The 14,857-nt window shown below is 72.9% G+C and carries 14 protein-coding genes; 8 read left to right on the top strand and 6 right to left on the bottom strand.

The genetic code is table 11. From position 1 onward, the window contains the following. The first annotated feature begins 41 nt into the window (after positions 1 to 41). The gene (locus tag RM445_RS19875; protein ID WP_311558227.1) at positions 42 to 1,619 is read left to right on the top strand and encodes a S1C family serine protease; all 1,578 of its coding nucleotides are present in this window, start codon (positions 42 to 44) and stop codon (positions 1,617 to 1,619) included. A gap of 80 nt (positions 1,620 to 1,699) precedes the next feature. Then, entirely contained in the window at positions 1,700 to 2,095 is a 396-nt protein-coding gene (gene tatB / locus RM445_RS19870; protein ID WP_311558226.1) for a Sec-independent protein translocase protein TatB, read from the top strand. Positions 2,096 to 2,112: 17 nt separating this feature from the next. Here the strand turns inward: tatB and RM445_RS19865 are convergent, their stop codons facing one another. From RM445_RS19865 to RM445_RS19850, 4 genes are all read right to left on the bottom strand, one after another. Then, a complete protein-coding gene (locus RM445_RS19865; RefSeq protein ID WP_311558224.1) occupies positions 2,113 to 3,873 on the bottom strand; it encodes an alpha/beta hydrolase in 1,761 nt (586 codons plus the stop codon). Between the two features lie 82 nt (positions 3,874 to 3,955). Beyond that, on the bottom strand, positions 3,956 to 5,104 hold the full coding sequence (locus tag RM445_RS19860; protein ID WP_311558222.1) for an Mrp/NBP35 family ATP-binding protein: 1,149 nt from the start codon (positions 5,102 to 5,104) through the stop codon (positions 3,956 to 3,958). Positions 5,105 to 5,113: 9 nt separating this feature from the next. Next, the gene (locus RM445_RS19855) at positions 5,114 to 5,626 is read right to left on the bottom strand and encodes a DUF1003 domain-containing protein (RefSeq protein ID WP_311558221.1); all 513 of its coding nucleotides are present in this window, start codon (positions 5,624 to 5,626) and stop codon (positions 5,114 to 5,116) included. After that, positions 5,619 to 6,917 carry a magnesium transporter MgtE N-terminal domain-containing protein gene (locus tag RM445_RS19850; RefSeq protein WP_311558220.1) on the bottom strand — a complete coding sequence of 433 codons (1,299 nt, stop codon included), beginning with the start codon at positions 6,915 to 6,917 and terminating at the stop codon, positions 5,619 to 5,621. Before RM445_RS19850 ends, RM445_RS19855 begins: the two co-directional genes overlap by 8 nt. Before the next feature lie 92 nt (positions 6,918 to 7,009). On the opposite strand from RM445_RS19850, the gene RM445_RS19845 reads away from it, so the two are divergent. The 5 genes from RM445_RS19845 (at position 7,010) to RM445_RS19825 (ending at position 11,898) form a co-directional block, all read left to right on the top strand. Then, entirely contained in the window at positions 7,010 to 7,879 is an 870-nt protein-coding gene (locus RM445_RS19845) for a PhzF family phenazine biosynthesis protein (protein WP_311558219.1), read from the top strand. Between the two features lie 106 nt (positions 7,880 to 7,985). Continuing rightward, complete coding sequence (locus RM445_RS19840; protein ID WP_311558218.1) at positions 7,986 to 8,948, top strand: HpcH/HpaI aldolase/citrate lyase family protein; 963 nt, start codon at positions 7,986 to 7,988, stop codon at positions 8,946 to 8,948. A gap of 219 nt (positions 8,949 to 9,167) precedes the next feature. Beyond that, positions 9,168 to 10,361, top strand: a complete 1,194-nt coding sequence (locus tag RM445_RS19835; protein ID WP_311558217.1) for an acyl-CoA dehydrogenase family protein — start codon at positions 9,168 to 9,170, stop codon at positions 10,359 to 10,361. 132 nt (positions 10,362 to 10,493) lie between these two features. Next, the gene (locus RM445_RS19830; protein WP_311558216.1) at positions 10,494 to 11,033 is read left to right on the top strand and encodes a general stress protein; all 540 of its coding nucleotides are present in this window, start codon (positions 10,494 to 10,496) and stop codon (positions 11,031 to 11,033) included. 67 nt (positions 11,034 to 11,100) lie between these two features. Beyond that, positions 11,101 to 11,898, top strand: coding sequence for a class I SAM-dependent methyltransferase (locus tag RM445_RS19825; RefSeq protein WP_311558214.1), 798 nt, complete (start codon positions 11,101 to 11,103; stop codon positions 11,896 to 11,898). Here the strand turns inward: RM445_RS19825 and RM445_RS19820 are convergent. Both RM445_RS19820 and RM445_RS19815 read right to left on the bottom strand, forming a co-directional pair. After that, on the bottom strand, positions 11,895 to 12,905 hold the full coding sequence (locus tag RM445_RS19820) for a DUF5914 domain-containing protein (protein ID WP_311558213.1): 1,011 nt from the start codon (positions 12,903 to 12,905) through the stop codon (positions 11,895 to 11,897). The two genes, RM445_RS19825 and RM445_RS19820, sit on opposite strands and share 4 nt — an antisense overlap. 54 nt (positions 12,906 to 12,959) lie before the next feature. Then, entirely contained in the window at positions 12,960 to 14,045 is a 1,086-nt protein-coding gene (locus tag RM445_RS19815) for a magnesium and cobalt transport protein CorA (RefSeq protein WP_397469370.1), read from the bottom strand. Positions 14,046 to 14,323: 278 nt separating this feature from the next. Here RM445_RS19815 and RM445_RS19810 point away from each other — a divergent pair, with 278 nt between their 5' ends. Beyond that, a complete protein-coding gene (locus tag RM445_RS19810) occupies positions 14,324 to 14,827 on the top strand; it encodes a MaoC family dehydratase (protein WP_311558211.1) in 504 nt (167 codons plus the stop codon). Positions 14,828 to 14,857: the final 30 nt, after the last annotated feature.

Raw genomic sequence — 14,857 nt, 5'->3', positions numbered from 1 at the left:
GCTACGCGGACTTCACCACTGCTGCGGCAGGCTGAGCATCGATGAGCGAGTCGGACGGCGATTCCTGGGCACGGCCCGCTGCGGCCGATGCCGCACGCGCCGCTGCGCCGGAGCCGGCTGAAGAGCCGACCGCGGAGTCGAACGGGCACACGCCGCGCCTGGGGCCCCGCCCGTTGGACCGGCCCGCCGTCGACGCCGAGACGGCGGCGACCTTCGGCCGGCCCGACGGGGTGTCGGGCGCCTTCTCCGGCCCGGCCCGGCCCGCGCTGCCGGACACCTCGACCTTGACCGCACCACCTCCCGCCGCTCTCGCGCTCGCCTTCGGCCGCCCGTCGGGGAACGGCGTCGCGCTGCAGCGGCCGCCGAACGCAGGTTCCGACGGCGCGGCGGCCGATCCCGCGCTCTGGTCCGGTGCCGACGACCCGTGGCGCAACCCGACCAGCGGGGTCACCCTGGGCCCGCCGCCGGTCACCGAGGCCGCCCCCGCGGTCCGCGTCCCCGGCGAGGGCGCCCGGCTGAGCCTGCGCGAGGTCCTGTTCGGGCGCCGCGTGCAGCGCCGGGCATTGGCGGTCCTCGGGTTGGTCGCGCTCCTCGTCGGAGCCGCAGGCGGTCTGGTGGGGCGGCTGACGGCGGACGGCGCCTCGCGGCTCACCGATCCCGGCGCCACGCTGTCCCCCGTCGCCGAGGGCAAGGAGCGGCCACCCGGCTCGGTGGCCGACATCGCCGCACGCACGGTCCCCGCGGTCGTGTCGCTGGAGGTCCGGGTCGGCGAGGAGGCCGGCACCGGGTCGGGGATCGTCATCCAGGGCGACGGCTACGTCCTCACCAACAACCACGTCGTGGCACCGGCGGCGGCCGGCGCGGGCAGCCGGTTGGACGCCGTGTTCGCCGACGGCACCCGTGCTCCGGCGCGGATCGTGGGCCGCGACCCGAAGACGGACCTGGCCGTCGTCAAGGTCGACGTCGCGAACCCCGTCGTCGCGGCGATCGGCTCGTCGGCCGGGCTTGCCGTCGGCGACGGCGTGATCGCCATCGGGTCGCCCCTCGGCCTGGTCGGCACCGTCACCCAGGGCATTGTGAGCGCGCTGGACCGGCCCGTCCGTCTCGACGCCGGCGACTCCGGCGGGGACGCGGTGATCGACGCCATCCAGACCGACGCCGCGATCAACCCCGGCAACTCCGGCGGCCCGCTGGTCGACTCCACGGGCGCCGTGATCGGGATCAACACCGCGATCCGCAGCATCGGCGCCACGTCGGGCAACGAGGGCGGCTCGATCGGCCTGGGCTTCGCGATCCCCATCGACACGGCCCGTGGCATCGCGGAGGAGCTGATCCGCACCGGGGTGGTGCAGCACGCCGACCTCGGGGTCAACGCCCGCTCGGTGACCGACGGGGCGACCGACGGTGCGCAGGTGCAGAACGTCACCGCGAACGGGCCGGCGGCCGTCGCCGGGATCATCGAGGGCGACGTCATCGTCAAGGTCGGCGACCGGCCGATCGCCGGGGCGGACGAGCTGGTGGTGGCGGTGCGCGAGCGGCAGCCGGGCGAGACCGTGCCCGTCGAGCTGGTGCGCGAGGGCCGCCCGCTGACGCTGTCGGTGGTCCTCGCCGCGGATTAGGGCGACCCCCAAGGTTCGGCGGGAGCGTCCCCCTCAGCAGGTCACTGCGGGTCGGACCGTCGGCGCCGTACGCTGGACCCGTGTTCGAGAGCGTCGGGTGGGGCGAGATCCTCGTGCTGGTCGTGGCCGGGTTGTTCATCCTCGGTCCCGAGCGGCTGCCGTCCGCCGCGGCGTGGCTCGGGAAGACGTCGCGCCAAGTCCGCGAGTACGCCACCGGCGCCCGCGACCAGCTGCGCCGCGAGCTCGGCCCGGAGTTCGACGAGCTGCGCAAGCCGCTGGAGGACCTGCGGGGGCTGCGCGACTTCAACCCGCGCACGGCCGTCCGGCGCACCCTGTTCGACGACGACCCCGACCCGGCCGCGCCGATGAAGCCCAACGGCTACGCCGGCCCGAACGGGTCCGGGGCCACCACCCCGCCCGCGGCTCCCCGCCTCGCCCCCGGCGAGCGTCCTCCGATCGACCCCGACGCGACCTGAGGCGCTGACCGCGCCGGTCAGTCCGGCGGGCCGATGACGTCGCGCAACCGCTCGGAGCGGGCCGTGTCCGACCCGTCGAGCTGCAGCACCGTCATCCACCCGTCGACGTACTCGCGCGAGTAGCTGTGCCCGTGCCCGGCGGGGACGTCGAGCGCGAAGGGCAGGTCGAACGTCACCTGCCAGAACGTCACGAACGGGATCCACCGCACGGCACTGACCACGTCGCGGCCGCGCGGCTCCTCGAGCCAGTCGGGCCGGGCGAGGATCAGGTCGGTGTTCCACCACACCACGGGGTCCGACGGGTGCTGCATGTAGAGCACGCGCGAGCCGCTCCAGGGCTCTCCGGCGGGCGGCACGGGCACGTCGGGATCCGTGCTGAACCGGACGGTGCGGCCGTCGCGGAAGATCGGGGAGACCTCGGTGCTGCCGGGGTCGCGGTCGTCGACGAAGCTGCGGTAGAGGACGTTGAAGTTCGGCGGGCCGGCCAGCAGCGCGCCGGAGGTCCGGTTGCGCAGGTCGAACTCCCCGCTGAACGCGGCCTCCGCCCCGAACGAGCCGAGGCTCTCGCCGCTGATGAACAGGCGCGGGCGGGCGTCGGCAGGCAGGTCGGACCAGCGGGCGTAGACGGCGTCGAACAGCTCGCGGCCGGCGTCGCGGGCGCGGTCCTGGTCGACCAGGTACGACAGCCACGAGGGCAGGTACGAGTACTGCATCGTCACCGTCGCGGCGTCGCCGCCGGTCAGGTACTCCAGCGCGTCCGGGGATGCGGGGTCGATCCACCCGGAACCGGTGGTGGTCGCCACCACCAGCACGGACCGCGAGAAGCCGCCGGCCCGTTCGAGGTCGTCGACGGCGAGCCGGGCCCGGACCTCGACGTCCGGGGCCGAGTCGAGACCGGCGTAGGTGCGGACCGGGGTCTGCGCCGTGCCGCCCGAGACCGCCGCGATCTGGGTGGCGGACGGCCCGCCCGCGACGTACGAGCGGCCGTAACGGCCGAGCGAGTCCCAGCTGATGAGCGAACCGGGTGCGCCGGAGCGCAGGGCCGAGTCCGGTGCCCTCACGCCGGGCTCGGTGTTCTCGTTCTGCAGCGAGAACACGTGGTCGGCGAGGCGCACGGCCCCGTCGACGACCACGCCGTTGACCACCAGGACGGTGCCGATGACGATGACCGCGCCGGTCAACACGTCCGCAGCGCGCGGGCCGATCCAGCGCCGCAGCCGGCGGTCGAGATGGCGGTAGAGCCACCGCAGGCCGCGCGCGGCGGCGACGAGCGCCACGAAGGGCAGCACGGCGGCCACCGGCAGCACCAGGAGTGCGGAGAGCGTGGGGTCCTGCGCCATGCCCATCAGGTCGCGGATCCGGTCCTGCCAGTAGCGGCCGAGGACGATCGCGACTGGCAGCGCGACGGCCGTCGCCACGGCGAGCAGGGCCCACGACGTCGACCGTGGTGTCCGGGCGTGGCGGTCGGCCACCGCCCGCCACGCGGCCGCCGCGAACACGCCGAGCCCGTAGCCGATGGCGGCGTTGATCCCGCAGACCAGGCCCTGCACGAGCCCGCTCCGCGGCAGCAGCGAGGGGGTGAACGACAGGCAGGTGAACAGCAGGGCGAAGCACAGCCCGGGCAGCGTGTAGGGCAGGTGGCGCCGCATCCCCGGCGGGCAGGGCGGCGGGCCCGTGACGGCGCGCCCCGGTCCGACCCGGATCGTCTCGACCCGGACCGTCTCGACCCCGGCCGCCACCTGCTCGCGCGGGGCGGCCGGGACCGTGAGGCTGCTCATGCCCCGCAAACTAGGGCGCTGCGGTCCAGCAGCGCGACCGGCCCCGGGGTCGGGGCCCGATCGGGCAGCAGCTCCGCCCGGGTCAGCGGCTGACGGGCGAGAGGCCCAGCGACATCCCCGCGAGCCCACGCGACCGTACGGCGAGCTTCTCGGCCACGCCCCGCAGGGCGGTCGCAGCGGGCGAGTCGGGATCGGACAGCACCACCGGCACCCCGCTGTCGCCGGACTCGCGCACCCGCGGCTCCAGCGGAATCTGACCGAGCAGCGGCACCTTCGCGCCGAGGATCCGGGTCAGCGAGTCGGAGACGGTCTGGCCGCCGCCGGTGCCGAACACGTCCATGCGCGAGCCGTCGGGCAGCTCCATCCACGACATGTTCTCGATGACGCCGACCACCCGCTGCCGGGTCTGGACCGCGATCGAGCCCGCCCGCTCGGCCACCTCGGCGGCGGCCTGCTGCGGGGTGGTGACGACCAGCAGTTCGGCGTTCGGGATCAGCTGGGCGGTGGAGATGGCGATGTCGCCGGTGCCGGGGGGCAGGTCGAGCAGCAGGACGTCGAGGTCGCCCCAGAACACGTCGGCGAGGAACTGCTGCAGCGCACGGTGCAGCATCGGGCCCCGCCACACGACCGCGTCGTTGCCCGCGGTGAACATCCCGATCGAGATGACCTTCAACCCGTGCGCCTGCGGCGGCATGATCATGTCGTCGACGCGGGTGGGCCGGGCGGTGACGCCCAGCATGCGCGGAACCGAGTGGCCGTAGATGTCGGCGTCCACGACGCCGACGGACAGGCCGCGGGCGGCGAGCGCGGCGGCCAGGTTCACCGTCACCGACGACTTGCCGACCCCGCCCTTGCCCGACGCCACGCAGTACACCCGCGTCAGGGAGCCGGGCTGGGCGAACGGGATCACGGCCTCCGCGGCGCCGCCGCGCAGGCCCTTGCGCATCTCGGCGCGCTGCTCGTCGCTCATGACGTCCAGCTCGACCCGCACCGAGGTGACGCCGGGGACCCGGGAGACGGCCTCGGTGACCCGCTTGGTGATCGTCTCGCGCATCGGACAGCCGGCGACGGTGAGGAACACTCCGATGTCCGCGACGCCGTCGACCACCACGACGCTCTTGACCATCCCGAGCTCGGTGATCGGACGGTGGATCTCGGGGTCGTCGACGGTGGCGAGCGCGGCGTGCACGGCCTGCTCAACCGTGCCGGCGGTGTTCGTTCCGGTGGTCACTTACCCATGCTACGTGCGTCGTCGGCGACCATCCGCCGGAGCGCGTACCGCAGCCAGCTCGTCGAGCCGCTCGGTGATCCGGTCCAGCTCACCGCGCAGGTAGTCGCGGGTGGCCACCTCGCCGACGGCGATCCGGAGCGCGGCGAGCTCGCGCGCGAGGTACTCGGTGTCGGCCTTCGTGCGCTCGGCGCGGCTGCGGTCCTCGTCCAGCGACACCCGGTCGCGGTCGTCCTGCCGGTTCTGCGCGAGCAGGATCAGCGGCGCGGCGTAGGCGGCCTGGGTGGAGAAGGCCAGGTTGAGCAGGATGAACGGGTAGGGGTCCCACTGGTACACGCCCACGAGCACCAGGTTGAGGGCGATCCACACGATCACGAGCACGGTCTGGATCGCGAGGTAGCGGCCGGTGCCGAGGAACCGGGCGACCCGCTCGGAGATGCGCGCGAAGCTGTCGGGGTCGACGTCGAGCCACCGGCGGCCCAGCCGGGGGACGTCGAGGCGGCGGTTCGCAGGAGCCTCAGGCATCGGCCACCTCCGTCGGGGCCATCCGGACCGTCGCCTGGTCCGCGGGGTTGTCGTGCTCGTCGGCGAACCGGTCGCGCCAGTTGGCGGGCAGCAGGTGGTCGAGCACGTCGTCGACGGTGACCGCGCCGAGCAGGTGCCCCGCGGTGTCGACGACCGGGCCCGCCACGAGGTTGTAGGCCGCGAAGTAGCGGGCGATGCCGGCGAGCCGCTCGTCGGGCGCCAGCGTCTCCAGTTCCTTGTCCAGCACGCCCGCGACGAGCTCGAACGGGGCCTCCCGCAGCAGCCGCTGCGCGTGCGCGCAGCCGAGGTAGCGGCCGGTCGGCGTCCCGGTCGGCGGGCGGCAGACGAACACCATGCTGGCCAGGGCGGGCGGGATGTCGGGGTTGCGGATGCGGGCGAGGGCCTCGGCGACCGTCGCGTCGGGGCGCAGGATCACCGGCTCGGGCGTCATCAGGCCGCCTGCGGTGTCCGACGAGTAACGCAGCAGCCGCCGCACCGGCTCCGACTCCTCGGGTTCCATCAGCTCGAGCAGCACGGTGGCCTCCGGATCGGGAAGCTCCCCGAGCAGGTCCGCCGCGTCGTCGGGCGCCATGGCCTCCAGCACGTCCGCGGCCCGTTCCCGGCTCAGGTGCCGCAGCAGCGCGCGCTGGTCGGTCTCCGACAGCTCCTCGAACACGTCGGCGAGACGCTCGTCGTCGAGCGCGTCGACGACCTCGTGGCGACGCTTCGCCGGCAGGGCGGTGAGGGTTCCGGCGATGTCGGCGGCCCGCATCGTCTCGAAGACGGCGAGCAGGCCGTCGGTGCCCTGCCGGTCGGTCAGGCTCAGACCGGTGACCGTCCGCCACGACACCACGCGGAGCTCCGGTCGCCGCGCCAGCCGGCTGCGGCGGGCACGCACGGCGAGCCGCTCGACGACCCAGTCGCGGGTGCGGGTGGGCTCGATCGCCGCGTCGACGACGAGTACCTCCTCGCCGGTCTCGGCGATCCGGACCGGTGCGTCGAGGAGCTGGCCGACGACGAGGATCTCGTTGCGCCGCTGGGTGAAGCGGCGCAGGCTCACCGACCCGGTCGCCAGCGTGATCGCGCCGGGATCGACGCCGGTGACGCGCAGCATCGGGACGAAGATCCGGCGGCGCGTGGCGACCTCGACGACCAGCCCGAGCACCCGCGGCGGGTTGGCGTCGACGCGCAGCGTCGCGACGACGTCACGGACCTTGCCGATCCGCTCGCCGTCGGGACCGTACACGGCGATCCCCACCAGGCGTGCGACGAAGACACGGGTGGCGGCCACGCGGACACCCTAGAGGTTGCCACCGCCCGCCGATGATCGTCCGACCACAGCCCCGACACCCGGAGGTGGCGGCCGTCCGGTAGGACGGGCGCATGGGGCTGCACTTCGACATCGTCGACGTCTTCACCGACCGTGCCTACGCCGGCAACCCGCTCGCCGTCGTGCACCGCGCGCGTACCCTCACCGCGCGGCAGATGCAGGCGATCGCGGCCGAGTTCGGGCTGTCGGAGACCGCGTTCACGCTGCCTCCCACCACGTCCGCCGCGACGTACCGGCTGCGGATCTTCACCCCGGCCCGCGAGCTGCCGTTCGCCGGGCACCCGAGCATCGGGGCCGCCTGGGCGCTGGCGTTCGCCGACATGATCCGCCCAGGCCGCGTCGTGCAGGAGTGCGGCGCCGGTCTGCTGCCGGTGCACGTCGACGCCTCGGGCGCGCGGGTGGTGTCCGGCAGGCCGGAGGTCGGCCCGGATCTGCCCGGCGCCTCGCTCGCCGCGACCGTCGGTCTCGGCGTGGACGACCTCGACACCGACCTGCCCGCCGGCGTCGCGGCGGCCGGGGTGCCGTTCGCCTTCCTGCCGGTGCGGCCCGACGCCATGGTGCGGGCGGTGCCTGACCTGTCCGCGGTGGCCACGGCGACGGCCGACCAGACGGGGCTCGTGGTGGTGGCCGTGGACCGCGAGAAGAGCACGGCACACGTCCGGGTCTTCTGCCCCCAGGTCGGCGTGGCCGAGGACCCCGCGACCGGGTCGGCGGCGGTGGCGCTCGGGGTGTTCCTGGGTGGACGTGGCGTGCTCGCCGACGGGCCCTCCGTGCTGAGGATCGCCCAGGGCGCGGAGATGGGGCGGCCGTCGGCGCTCGAGGTGCAGGTGCGGATCGCCGGCGGCGTCGCGGCGGAGGTCGCGGTGCAGGGCGGGGTGCGGATGGTGGCGAAGGGCGAGCTGCTGGCGCTGCCGGACGCCTGACCGGCACCGTCCGGCCCGACGTGCGGAAGGTCACGGGTGGTGCCGCGGCGATGGGCGGCGTGTCAGCATCGGCCAACCCCGCGCCGACGTCGATGAGGAGTCGCCCGTGACCACGCCCGTCACCCGTGCCCGCCGGTCCTGCCTGGCGGTGCCGGGCTCGAGCCAGAAGTTCATCGACAAGGCGCGGACGCTGCCGGCGGACCAGGTCTTCCTCGATCTCGAGGACGCGTGCGCGCCGCTGGCCAAGCCCGGTGCCCGCAAGACCATCGTGGCGGCGCTCAACGAGGGCGGCTGGGGGTCGCGCCTGCGGGTCGTTCGCGTGAACGACTGGACCACGGAGTGGACCTACCGCGACGTCACGGAGGTCGTCGAGGGCGCGGGCGCGAACCTCGACGCGATCATGCTGCCGAAGGTGCAGACACCGCAGCAGGTCGTGGCGCTGGACCTGCTGCTCACCCAGATCGAGAAGACCATGGGCTACGAGGTCGGGAAGATCGGGATCGAGGCGCAGATCGAGAACGCGCAGGGCCTGATCAACGTCGATGCCATCGCGACCGCATCGCCCCGCGTCGAGACGATCATCTTCGGCCCGGCCGACTTCATGGCGAGCATCAACATGAAGAGCCTGGTCGTGGGGGAGCAACCGCCCGGCTACGACGTCGGCGACGCCTACCACCACATCCTGATGAGCATCCTCATGGCGGCGCGAGCGCACGACAAGCAGGCGATCGACGGGCCGTACCTGCAGATCAAGGACGTCGACGGGTTCCGCCGGGTGGCGGGACGCTCGGCGGCGCTGGGCTTCGACGGCAAGTGGGTGCTGCACCCGGGCCAGATCGACGCGGCGAACGAGGTGTACTCCCCGACGCAGGCCGACTTCGACCACGCGGAGAACATCCTCGACGCCTACACGCACTACACGTCGGAGGCGGGCGGGAAGCGCGGCGCGGCGATGATCGGCGACGAGATGATCGACGAGGCGTCGCGCAAGATGGCGCTGGTGATCTCGGGCAAGGGCCGCGCGGCGGGGATGCAGCGCACGGACAAGTGGACCCCGCCGGAGGGCTGATCCCCCCACCTCGGCCGGCCTCGCGACTTCGCAGAGGCGGTGGTCACGTCGCAGGGGCGATGGTCTCTGCGACGTCGACGTGGCCTCTGCGAGGTCGACCCGGCCTCTGCGAGGAACCGGGGTGAGCCTCTTCACAGGTGTCCCCGCCCCCACCGGGAGATACTTCGGGAACGCCCAGCGCCGGGCCCGTGCCCGGCCGACGCCAGCCCTGGAGGCACGATGGCCCGCCTCGCCCAGACCGCCGGTCTCACCGAGATCCAGCAGGAGATCCTCTCCACGGTCAAGACGTTCGTGGACAAGGAGATCATCCCGCACGCGAACGCTCTGGAGCACGCCGACGAGTACCCGCAGGACATCGTCGACGGGATGAAGGAGATGGGCCTGTTCGGCCTCACCATCCCCGAGGAGTACGGCGGGCTCGGCGAGTCGCTGCTGACCTACGCCCTGGTCGTCGAGCAGATCGCCCGCGGCTGGATGAGCGTCTCCGGGGTGATCAACACCCACTTCATCGTGGCGTACATGCTCGCCCAGCACGGCACCGCGGAGCAGAAGGCGAAGTACCTGCCGCGCATGGCGGAGGGGGAGGTGCGCGGGTCGTTCTCGATGTCCGAGCCGGACCTGGGCTCCGACGTCGCGGCGATCAAGACGCGGGCCGTCGAGGACGCTGACGGGTACCGGATCGACGGCGCGAAGATGTGGCTGACGAACGGCGGGACGTCCAACCTCACGGCGGTGCTGGTGCGCACGGACGAGGGCGCGCCCAAGCCGCACCAGAACCTCACCTGCTTCCTCGTGGAGAAGCCCGTCGGGTACGGCGAGGTCGCACCCGGCCTGCTCGTGCCCGGGAAGATCGACAAGATGGGCTACAAGGGCGTCGACACCACCGAGCTGGTGTTCGACGGCTTCCGGATCTCCGGCGAGCAGATCCTCGGGGGTAAGCGCGGCGGCGGCTTCGCCCAGATGATGGACGGCGTCGAGGTCGGGCGGGTCAACGTCGCAGCGCGGGCGTGCGGGATCTCGATCCGGGCGTTCGAGCTGGCCGCGGAGTACGCCCAGCAGCGCAAGACGTTCGGCAAGCCGATCGCCGAGCACCAGGCCGTCGCGTTCAAGCTGGCGGAGATGGCCACCAAGGTCGAGGCCGCGCACCTGATGATGGTCAACGCGGCGCGGCTCAAGGACGCGGGCACGCGCAACGACGTCGAGGCCGGCATGGCGAAGCTGATCGCCAGTGAGTACTGCGCGGAGGTCACGCAGGACTCCTTCCGGATCCACGGCGGCTACGGCTACTCGAAGGAGTACGAGATCGAGCGGCTCATGCGCGAGGCGCCGTTCCTGCTGATCGGCGAGGGCACGTCCGAGATCCAGAAGACGATCATCTCGCGGGGCCTGCTGCGGGAGTATCGGCAGCGCTGACGGGCTCTGCGCGGCGGGTCACGGTTCGGTACTGGTGTGATGTCGGCCCGGCTGGGCACGGTGTCCGATTGCCCGGCGTTGGCAAGATGGGTGATCGGGGGTACTCCCCGGCACCGCAACAGGGAGGCCCCCGTGACCACACCGTTCGGCGGTCCCGCACGCACCGCGCCCGGGCTGCCCAACACTCCGACCCCGCCGACCGGCTGGCCGGTCGGTTCCTATGCCACCTACGCCGAGGCGCAGCGCGCCGTCGACTACCTCGCCGACCGCGACTTCCCGGTCGCGGACGTCACCCTCGTCGGCGTCGACCTCATGCTCGTCGAGCGGGTGATCGGCCGGTTGACCTGGGGGCGCGTGCTGCTGTCCGGCGCAGCGTCCGGGGCCTGGTTCGGTCTGTTCGTCGGCCTGCTGCTGGGCCTGTTCAGCCCCGGGAACAGCGCGTTCGGCCCGATCCTGGTCGGTCTGATCAGCGGTGTGCTGTTCGGCGTGGTGTTCGCGGCGGTGGGCTACGGAGCCACGCGCGGGCGCCGCGACTTCACCTCTTCGAGCCAGATGGTTGCCGGCCGCTACGACGTGCTCTGCCAGCCGCGCAACGCCGAGAAGGCCCGCGAGCTGCTGGCCAAGCTGGCGATGGGGCCGACGACACCGGAGACGCCGCAGCAGCAGTCGTGAGACACCGGCACGAGCGTCGGCGCCGCCTACGCGCCGACGCTGCCGGGATGAGGGAGGATCCGGGGTCGTGACCGCCTCTGGGACCGGCCGGATCGACACCCGTTCCGTGCCCCGCGCATTCGACGACCACGCCGCGAGCTACGACCGTCTGGTCGGCGCCAATCCCGGCTACCACGACCACCTGCGGCTCTCCGCCCAGCGGATGGGGCTGCCGGAGAACGGGCGGGGGCTGCGGCTGCTCGACCTCGGGTGCGGCACCGGCGCCTCCACGGCGGCCCTGCTGGAGGTCGCGCCGGAGGCCGAGATCATCGCCGTCGACGCGTCGGTGGAGATGCTGAACGCCGCGCGCGCCAAGAAGTGGCCGGACACCGTGACCTTCGTGCACGGCAACGCCATGAACCTCGCCGCGGCGGGCGTGACGGGCCTGTTCGACGGGATCCTCGCCGCCTACCTGCTGCGCAACCTGCCCGCGCCGGACATCGCGCTGCGGCAGTTCCACAACTTCCTCAAGCCCGGGGCGCCGCTCGCGGTGCACGACTACTCGGTGCGCGACTCTGCCCGCAGCAGGCGGGTGTGGACGCTCGTCTGCTGGACGATCATCATCCCGATGGGCCGCCTGCGGACGGGCTCGAGCGGGCTCTACCGCTACCTGTGGCGCAGCGTGCTGCAGTTCGACGGGGTCAAGCGGCTGGCGCAGCGGCTGCGCGACGCCGGGTTCGTCGACGTGCGCTGCCAGACGGTGAGCGGCTGGCAGCAGGACATCGTGCACACGATCCTGGGCCGGCGTGCCCCCGAGAAGGAGATCGCGCCGATACCACCGTCGCTGGCCGAGATGGAGACCCCGCCGACGGGCATTCCGCTCTAGGACCGGCCGCGGGCGGCGCGCATCGCGTAGAGGCGCTCGGCGTAGGCGATGTCGTCGCGCCACAGCCGCTTCGCCGCCGTCGCCACCAGCGGCCGCAACGCCGCCGCGACCCGGTTGACGTGCCGGAAGCCCGTGCGGTCCGAGTGCGCGATCACGGCCTCGATCACCGCGGTGCGCGGCAGTCCGTCCGGGCCGGGGCGCAGCGGCGTCGCGTGCGTCTCGACGACGCTGCCGGCCCCCTCGCCGTCGACGATCTCCATCGTCACCGTCCGCGGGTCCGGGCAGCTGAACTCGGCGTACACCGGCACGCCGTAGCGGCTGCCCACGGTGAAGGTCACCTCGACGAGAAACCGGTCCTCGGCGGGCGGGCAGTCGACGGGCGGTGCGCTCAGCACGCGCAGCGCCGTGAACGAGTACGGGTGGAACCACGCGCCGTGCCAGGGGTCGAGGCGGTTCGCGACGACGTCCTCGGGTTCGCACTTGCCGATCACCGTGGCCACGGTGGCCAGCGCGATGTCGGCGGGCGGCCGCGGGCCCAGCACGGGTGCGTCCGTCGGCGGTTGCCCCTCTTCGCCGAGCCGCACCCAGACGAGCGCGCCGTCGTCGTGGGTGTCGAACGTCCGCCAGCCCCGACGGCCCTCCGGCCCCAGCGGCATGCCGTGCCAGCGGCACACCAGGGAGTCGCCGACCACCGGGGCGTCGCACAGCGCCGCCCCCAGGTGCGGGCAGGCGCCGGGACCGGCGTGCACGGTGCCGTCCGTGGAACGCCACGCCACCACCTCGCGCCCGGCGACCGGGCGGCCGAACGCGCGGCCGGGCCGCACCTCACGGCTGCCGGCGAGCACGAACCAGCCCCCGGACGGCCGAGCCTGCGCGCGGTGGAGGGCCGCGCGGATCAGCCCGGGCTTGGCGTCGGCCCAGGTGGGTTCCTGCTCGGCCCACGCGGGGCGGTGAAGACGGTGCAACGGGTTGGAGGATTGCGGCCCGTTCGGCTTGGGCTCGTTCACCCGCGCAGGCTATGCCCGCCCGTCGATCGTCGCGATTCGACCGTCCTCAGGCGACTACAGCCACTGGTTGCGTCGGAACACCCGGAACAGCAGCAGACAGGCGACCGTCGTCAGGGCGAGCAACGTGGCGAAGCCGTAGTGCTCGCCGAGCCCGGGCATGTAGTCGAAGTTCATGCCGTAGATCCCGGCCACCGCCGTGGGCACCGACACGATCGCCACCCACGCGGTGATCTTCCTCATGTCGCCGTTCTGCTGCATCGTGATCTTCGCGAGGGCCGCGTCGACGAGGGTCGTGAGCAGTTCGTTGAACGACCCGATGCGCTCGGCCACGGTAACGAGGTGGTCGTCGACGTCGCGGAAGTACGACCGCACCTCGTGCGGCACCAGCGAGCTGTACCCCTCCGTCAGCTTGCGCAGCGGGCCGCCCAGGGGCACCACCGCCCGCCGCAGCTCGAGCACCTCGCGCTTCATCCCGTAGATCCGCTCGGCGTCCGGCGCGGAGCGGGGGGTGAAGACCTCGCGCTCGAGCTCGTCGATGTCGTCCTCGATCGCCTCGGTGACGGCCAGGTAGCCGTCGACGACGTGGTCCGCGATCGCGTGCAACACGGCGGCCGGGCCCAGGGCGAGCTGCTCGGGGTCGGCCTCCAGGCGGCGGCGCACGTCGTGCAGGCCCGAGTGGTCGCCGTGCCGGACGCTGATCACGAAGTCGCGGCCGAGGAAGACCATCACCTCGCCGGTCTCGACGACCTCCTGGCTCGACTCGACCCCGCAGTATCGGACGGTCTTGAGCACCATGAACAGCGTGTCGTCGTAGCGCTCGAGCTTGGGCCGCTGGTGGGCGTGCACGGCGTCCTCGACGGCGAGCTCGTGCAGCCCGAACACGTCCGCGATGCCCGTGATCTGCTCCTCGGCCGGCTCGTGCAGCCCGATCCACACGAACCCCTCGCCGCGGCGGCGGACCTCGGTCAGCGCGCGGTCGTGGGTGAAGCGGCCGGGGAGGCGCACGCCGTCCACGTAGACAGCGCAGTCGACGACGTACGCCGACAGCGGGATGTGGAACTTGGGCAGCATCGACGGCCCGGAGCGCGCGCGGGTGTGCGCGGCCCGCAGAGCGGGACGGAAAGAAGACAGCGGCGGCACGGGACCTCCCGGATCGGGCGCGCCGAGAGCGGCGCGGCGGACGACGACGCGCCGAAGCGCGCTGGAAAGCCGCCGCGTCCTGCGACCGTGGGGATCAGCCGACCTGCGGCACCCCGGGGACAGGGACGCGGCAGGTACTGCAACCGGGTGCTGGATGCACCGCGTCACCTCCTCCGTGTGGGCCAGACCACGACTTGATCAGTGGGTCCCGGATCTAGATTACTCCGTGCCCGGGTTCCTGTCGGTCCGGGCGAGCCGATACCAACGGGGGCGTCGACGTGCAGTTCGGGCGGTACTACGAGGAGTTCGAGGTCGGCGCGGTCTACAAGCACTGGCCGGGCAAGACCGTCACCGAGTACGACGACCACCTGTTCTGCCTGCTCACGATGAACCACCACCCCCTGCACCTGGACGCCCACTACGCGCAGGAGACCACCGACTTCAAGCGCAACGTGGTGGTGGGCAACTACGTGTACTCGCTGCTGCTGGGGATGTCCGTGGCCGACGTCTCAGGCAAGGCGATCGCGAACCTGGAGGTCGAGTCGCTGCGGCACATCCGCCCGACCTTCCACGGCGACACGCTCTACGGCGAGACCGAGGTGCTGTCCAAGACGCCCTCGCGCAGCAAGGACGACCGGGGCGTCGTGCATGTCGAGACGCGCGGCTACAACCAGGACGGCACGGTCGTCTGCGTCTTCCGGCGCAAGGTGATGGTGCCGACCCGGGCGTACGGCGACGCCCGGGGCGGCGAGCAGCCGGGCCGGCCGGTGCCGAAGGAGTGAGCCGGGCGTGGCGCGCGCGCACCCGGGGGG

Source organism: Pseudonocardia charpentierae, from assembly GCF_031845345.1.
Classification (GTDB): domain Bacteria; phylum Actinomycetota; class Actinomycetes; order Mycobacteriales; family Pseudonocardiaceae; genus Pseudonocardia; species Pseudonocardia charpentierae.
Note: the sequence above shows the minus strand (reverse complement) of the source record. Positions and strands in the feature narration are given on the sequence as shown.

Coding starts and splice junctions, on each gene's coding strand:
- RM445_RS19835 (WP_311558217.1), top strand. CDS start 9,168: ATGGCCCGCCTCGCCCAGACCGCCGGTCTCACCGAGATCCAGCAGGAG.
- RM445_RS19855 (WP_311558221.1), bottom strand. CDS start 5,626: ATGCCTGAGGCTCCTGCGAACCGCCGCCTCGACGTCCCCCGGCTGGGC.
- RM445_RS19875 (WP_311558227.1), top strand. CDS start 42: ATGAGCGAGTCGGACGGCGATTCCTGGGCACGGCCCGCTGCGGCCGAT.
- RM445_RS19865 (WP_311558224.1), bottom strand. CDS start 3,873: ATGAGCAGCCTCACGGTCCCGGCCGCCCCGCGCGAGCAGGTGGCGGCC.
- RM445_RS19845 (WP_311558219.1), top strand. CDS start 7,010: ATGGGGCTGCACTTCGACATCGTCGACGTCTTCACCGACCGTGCCTAC.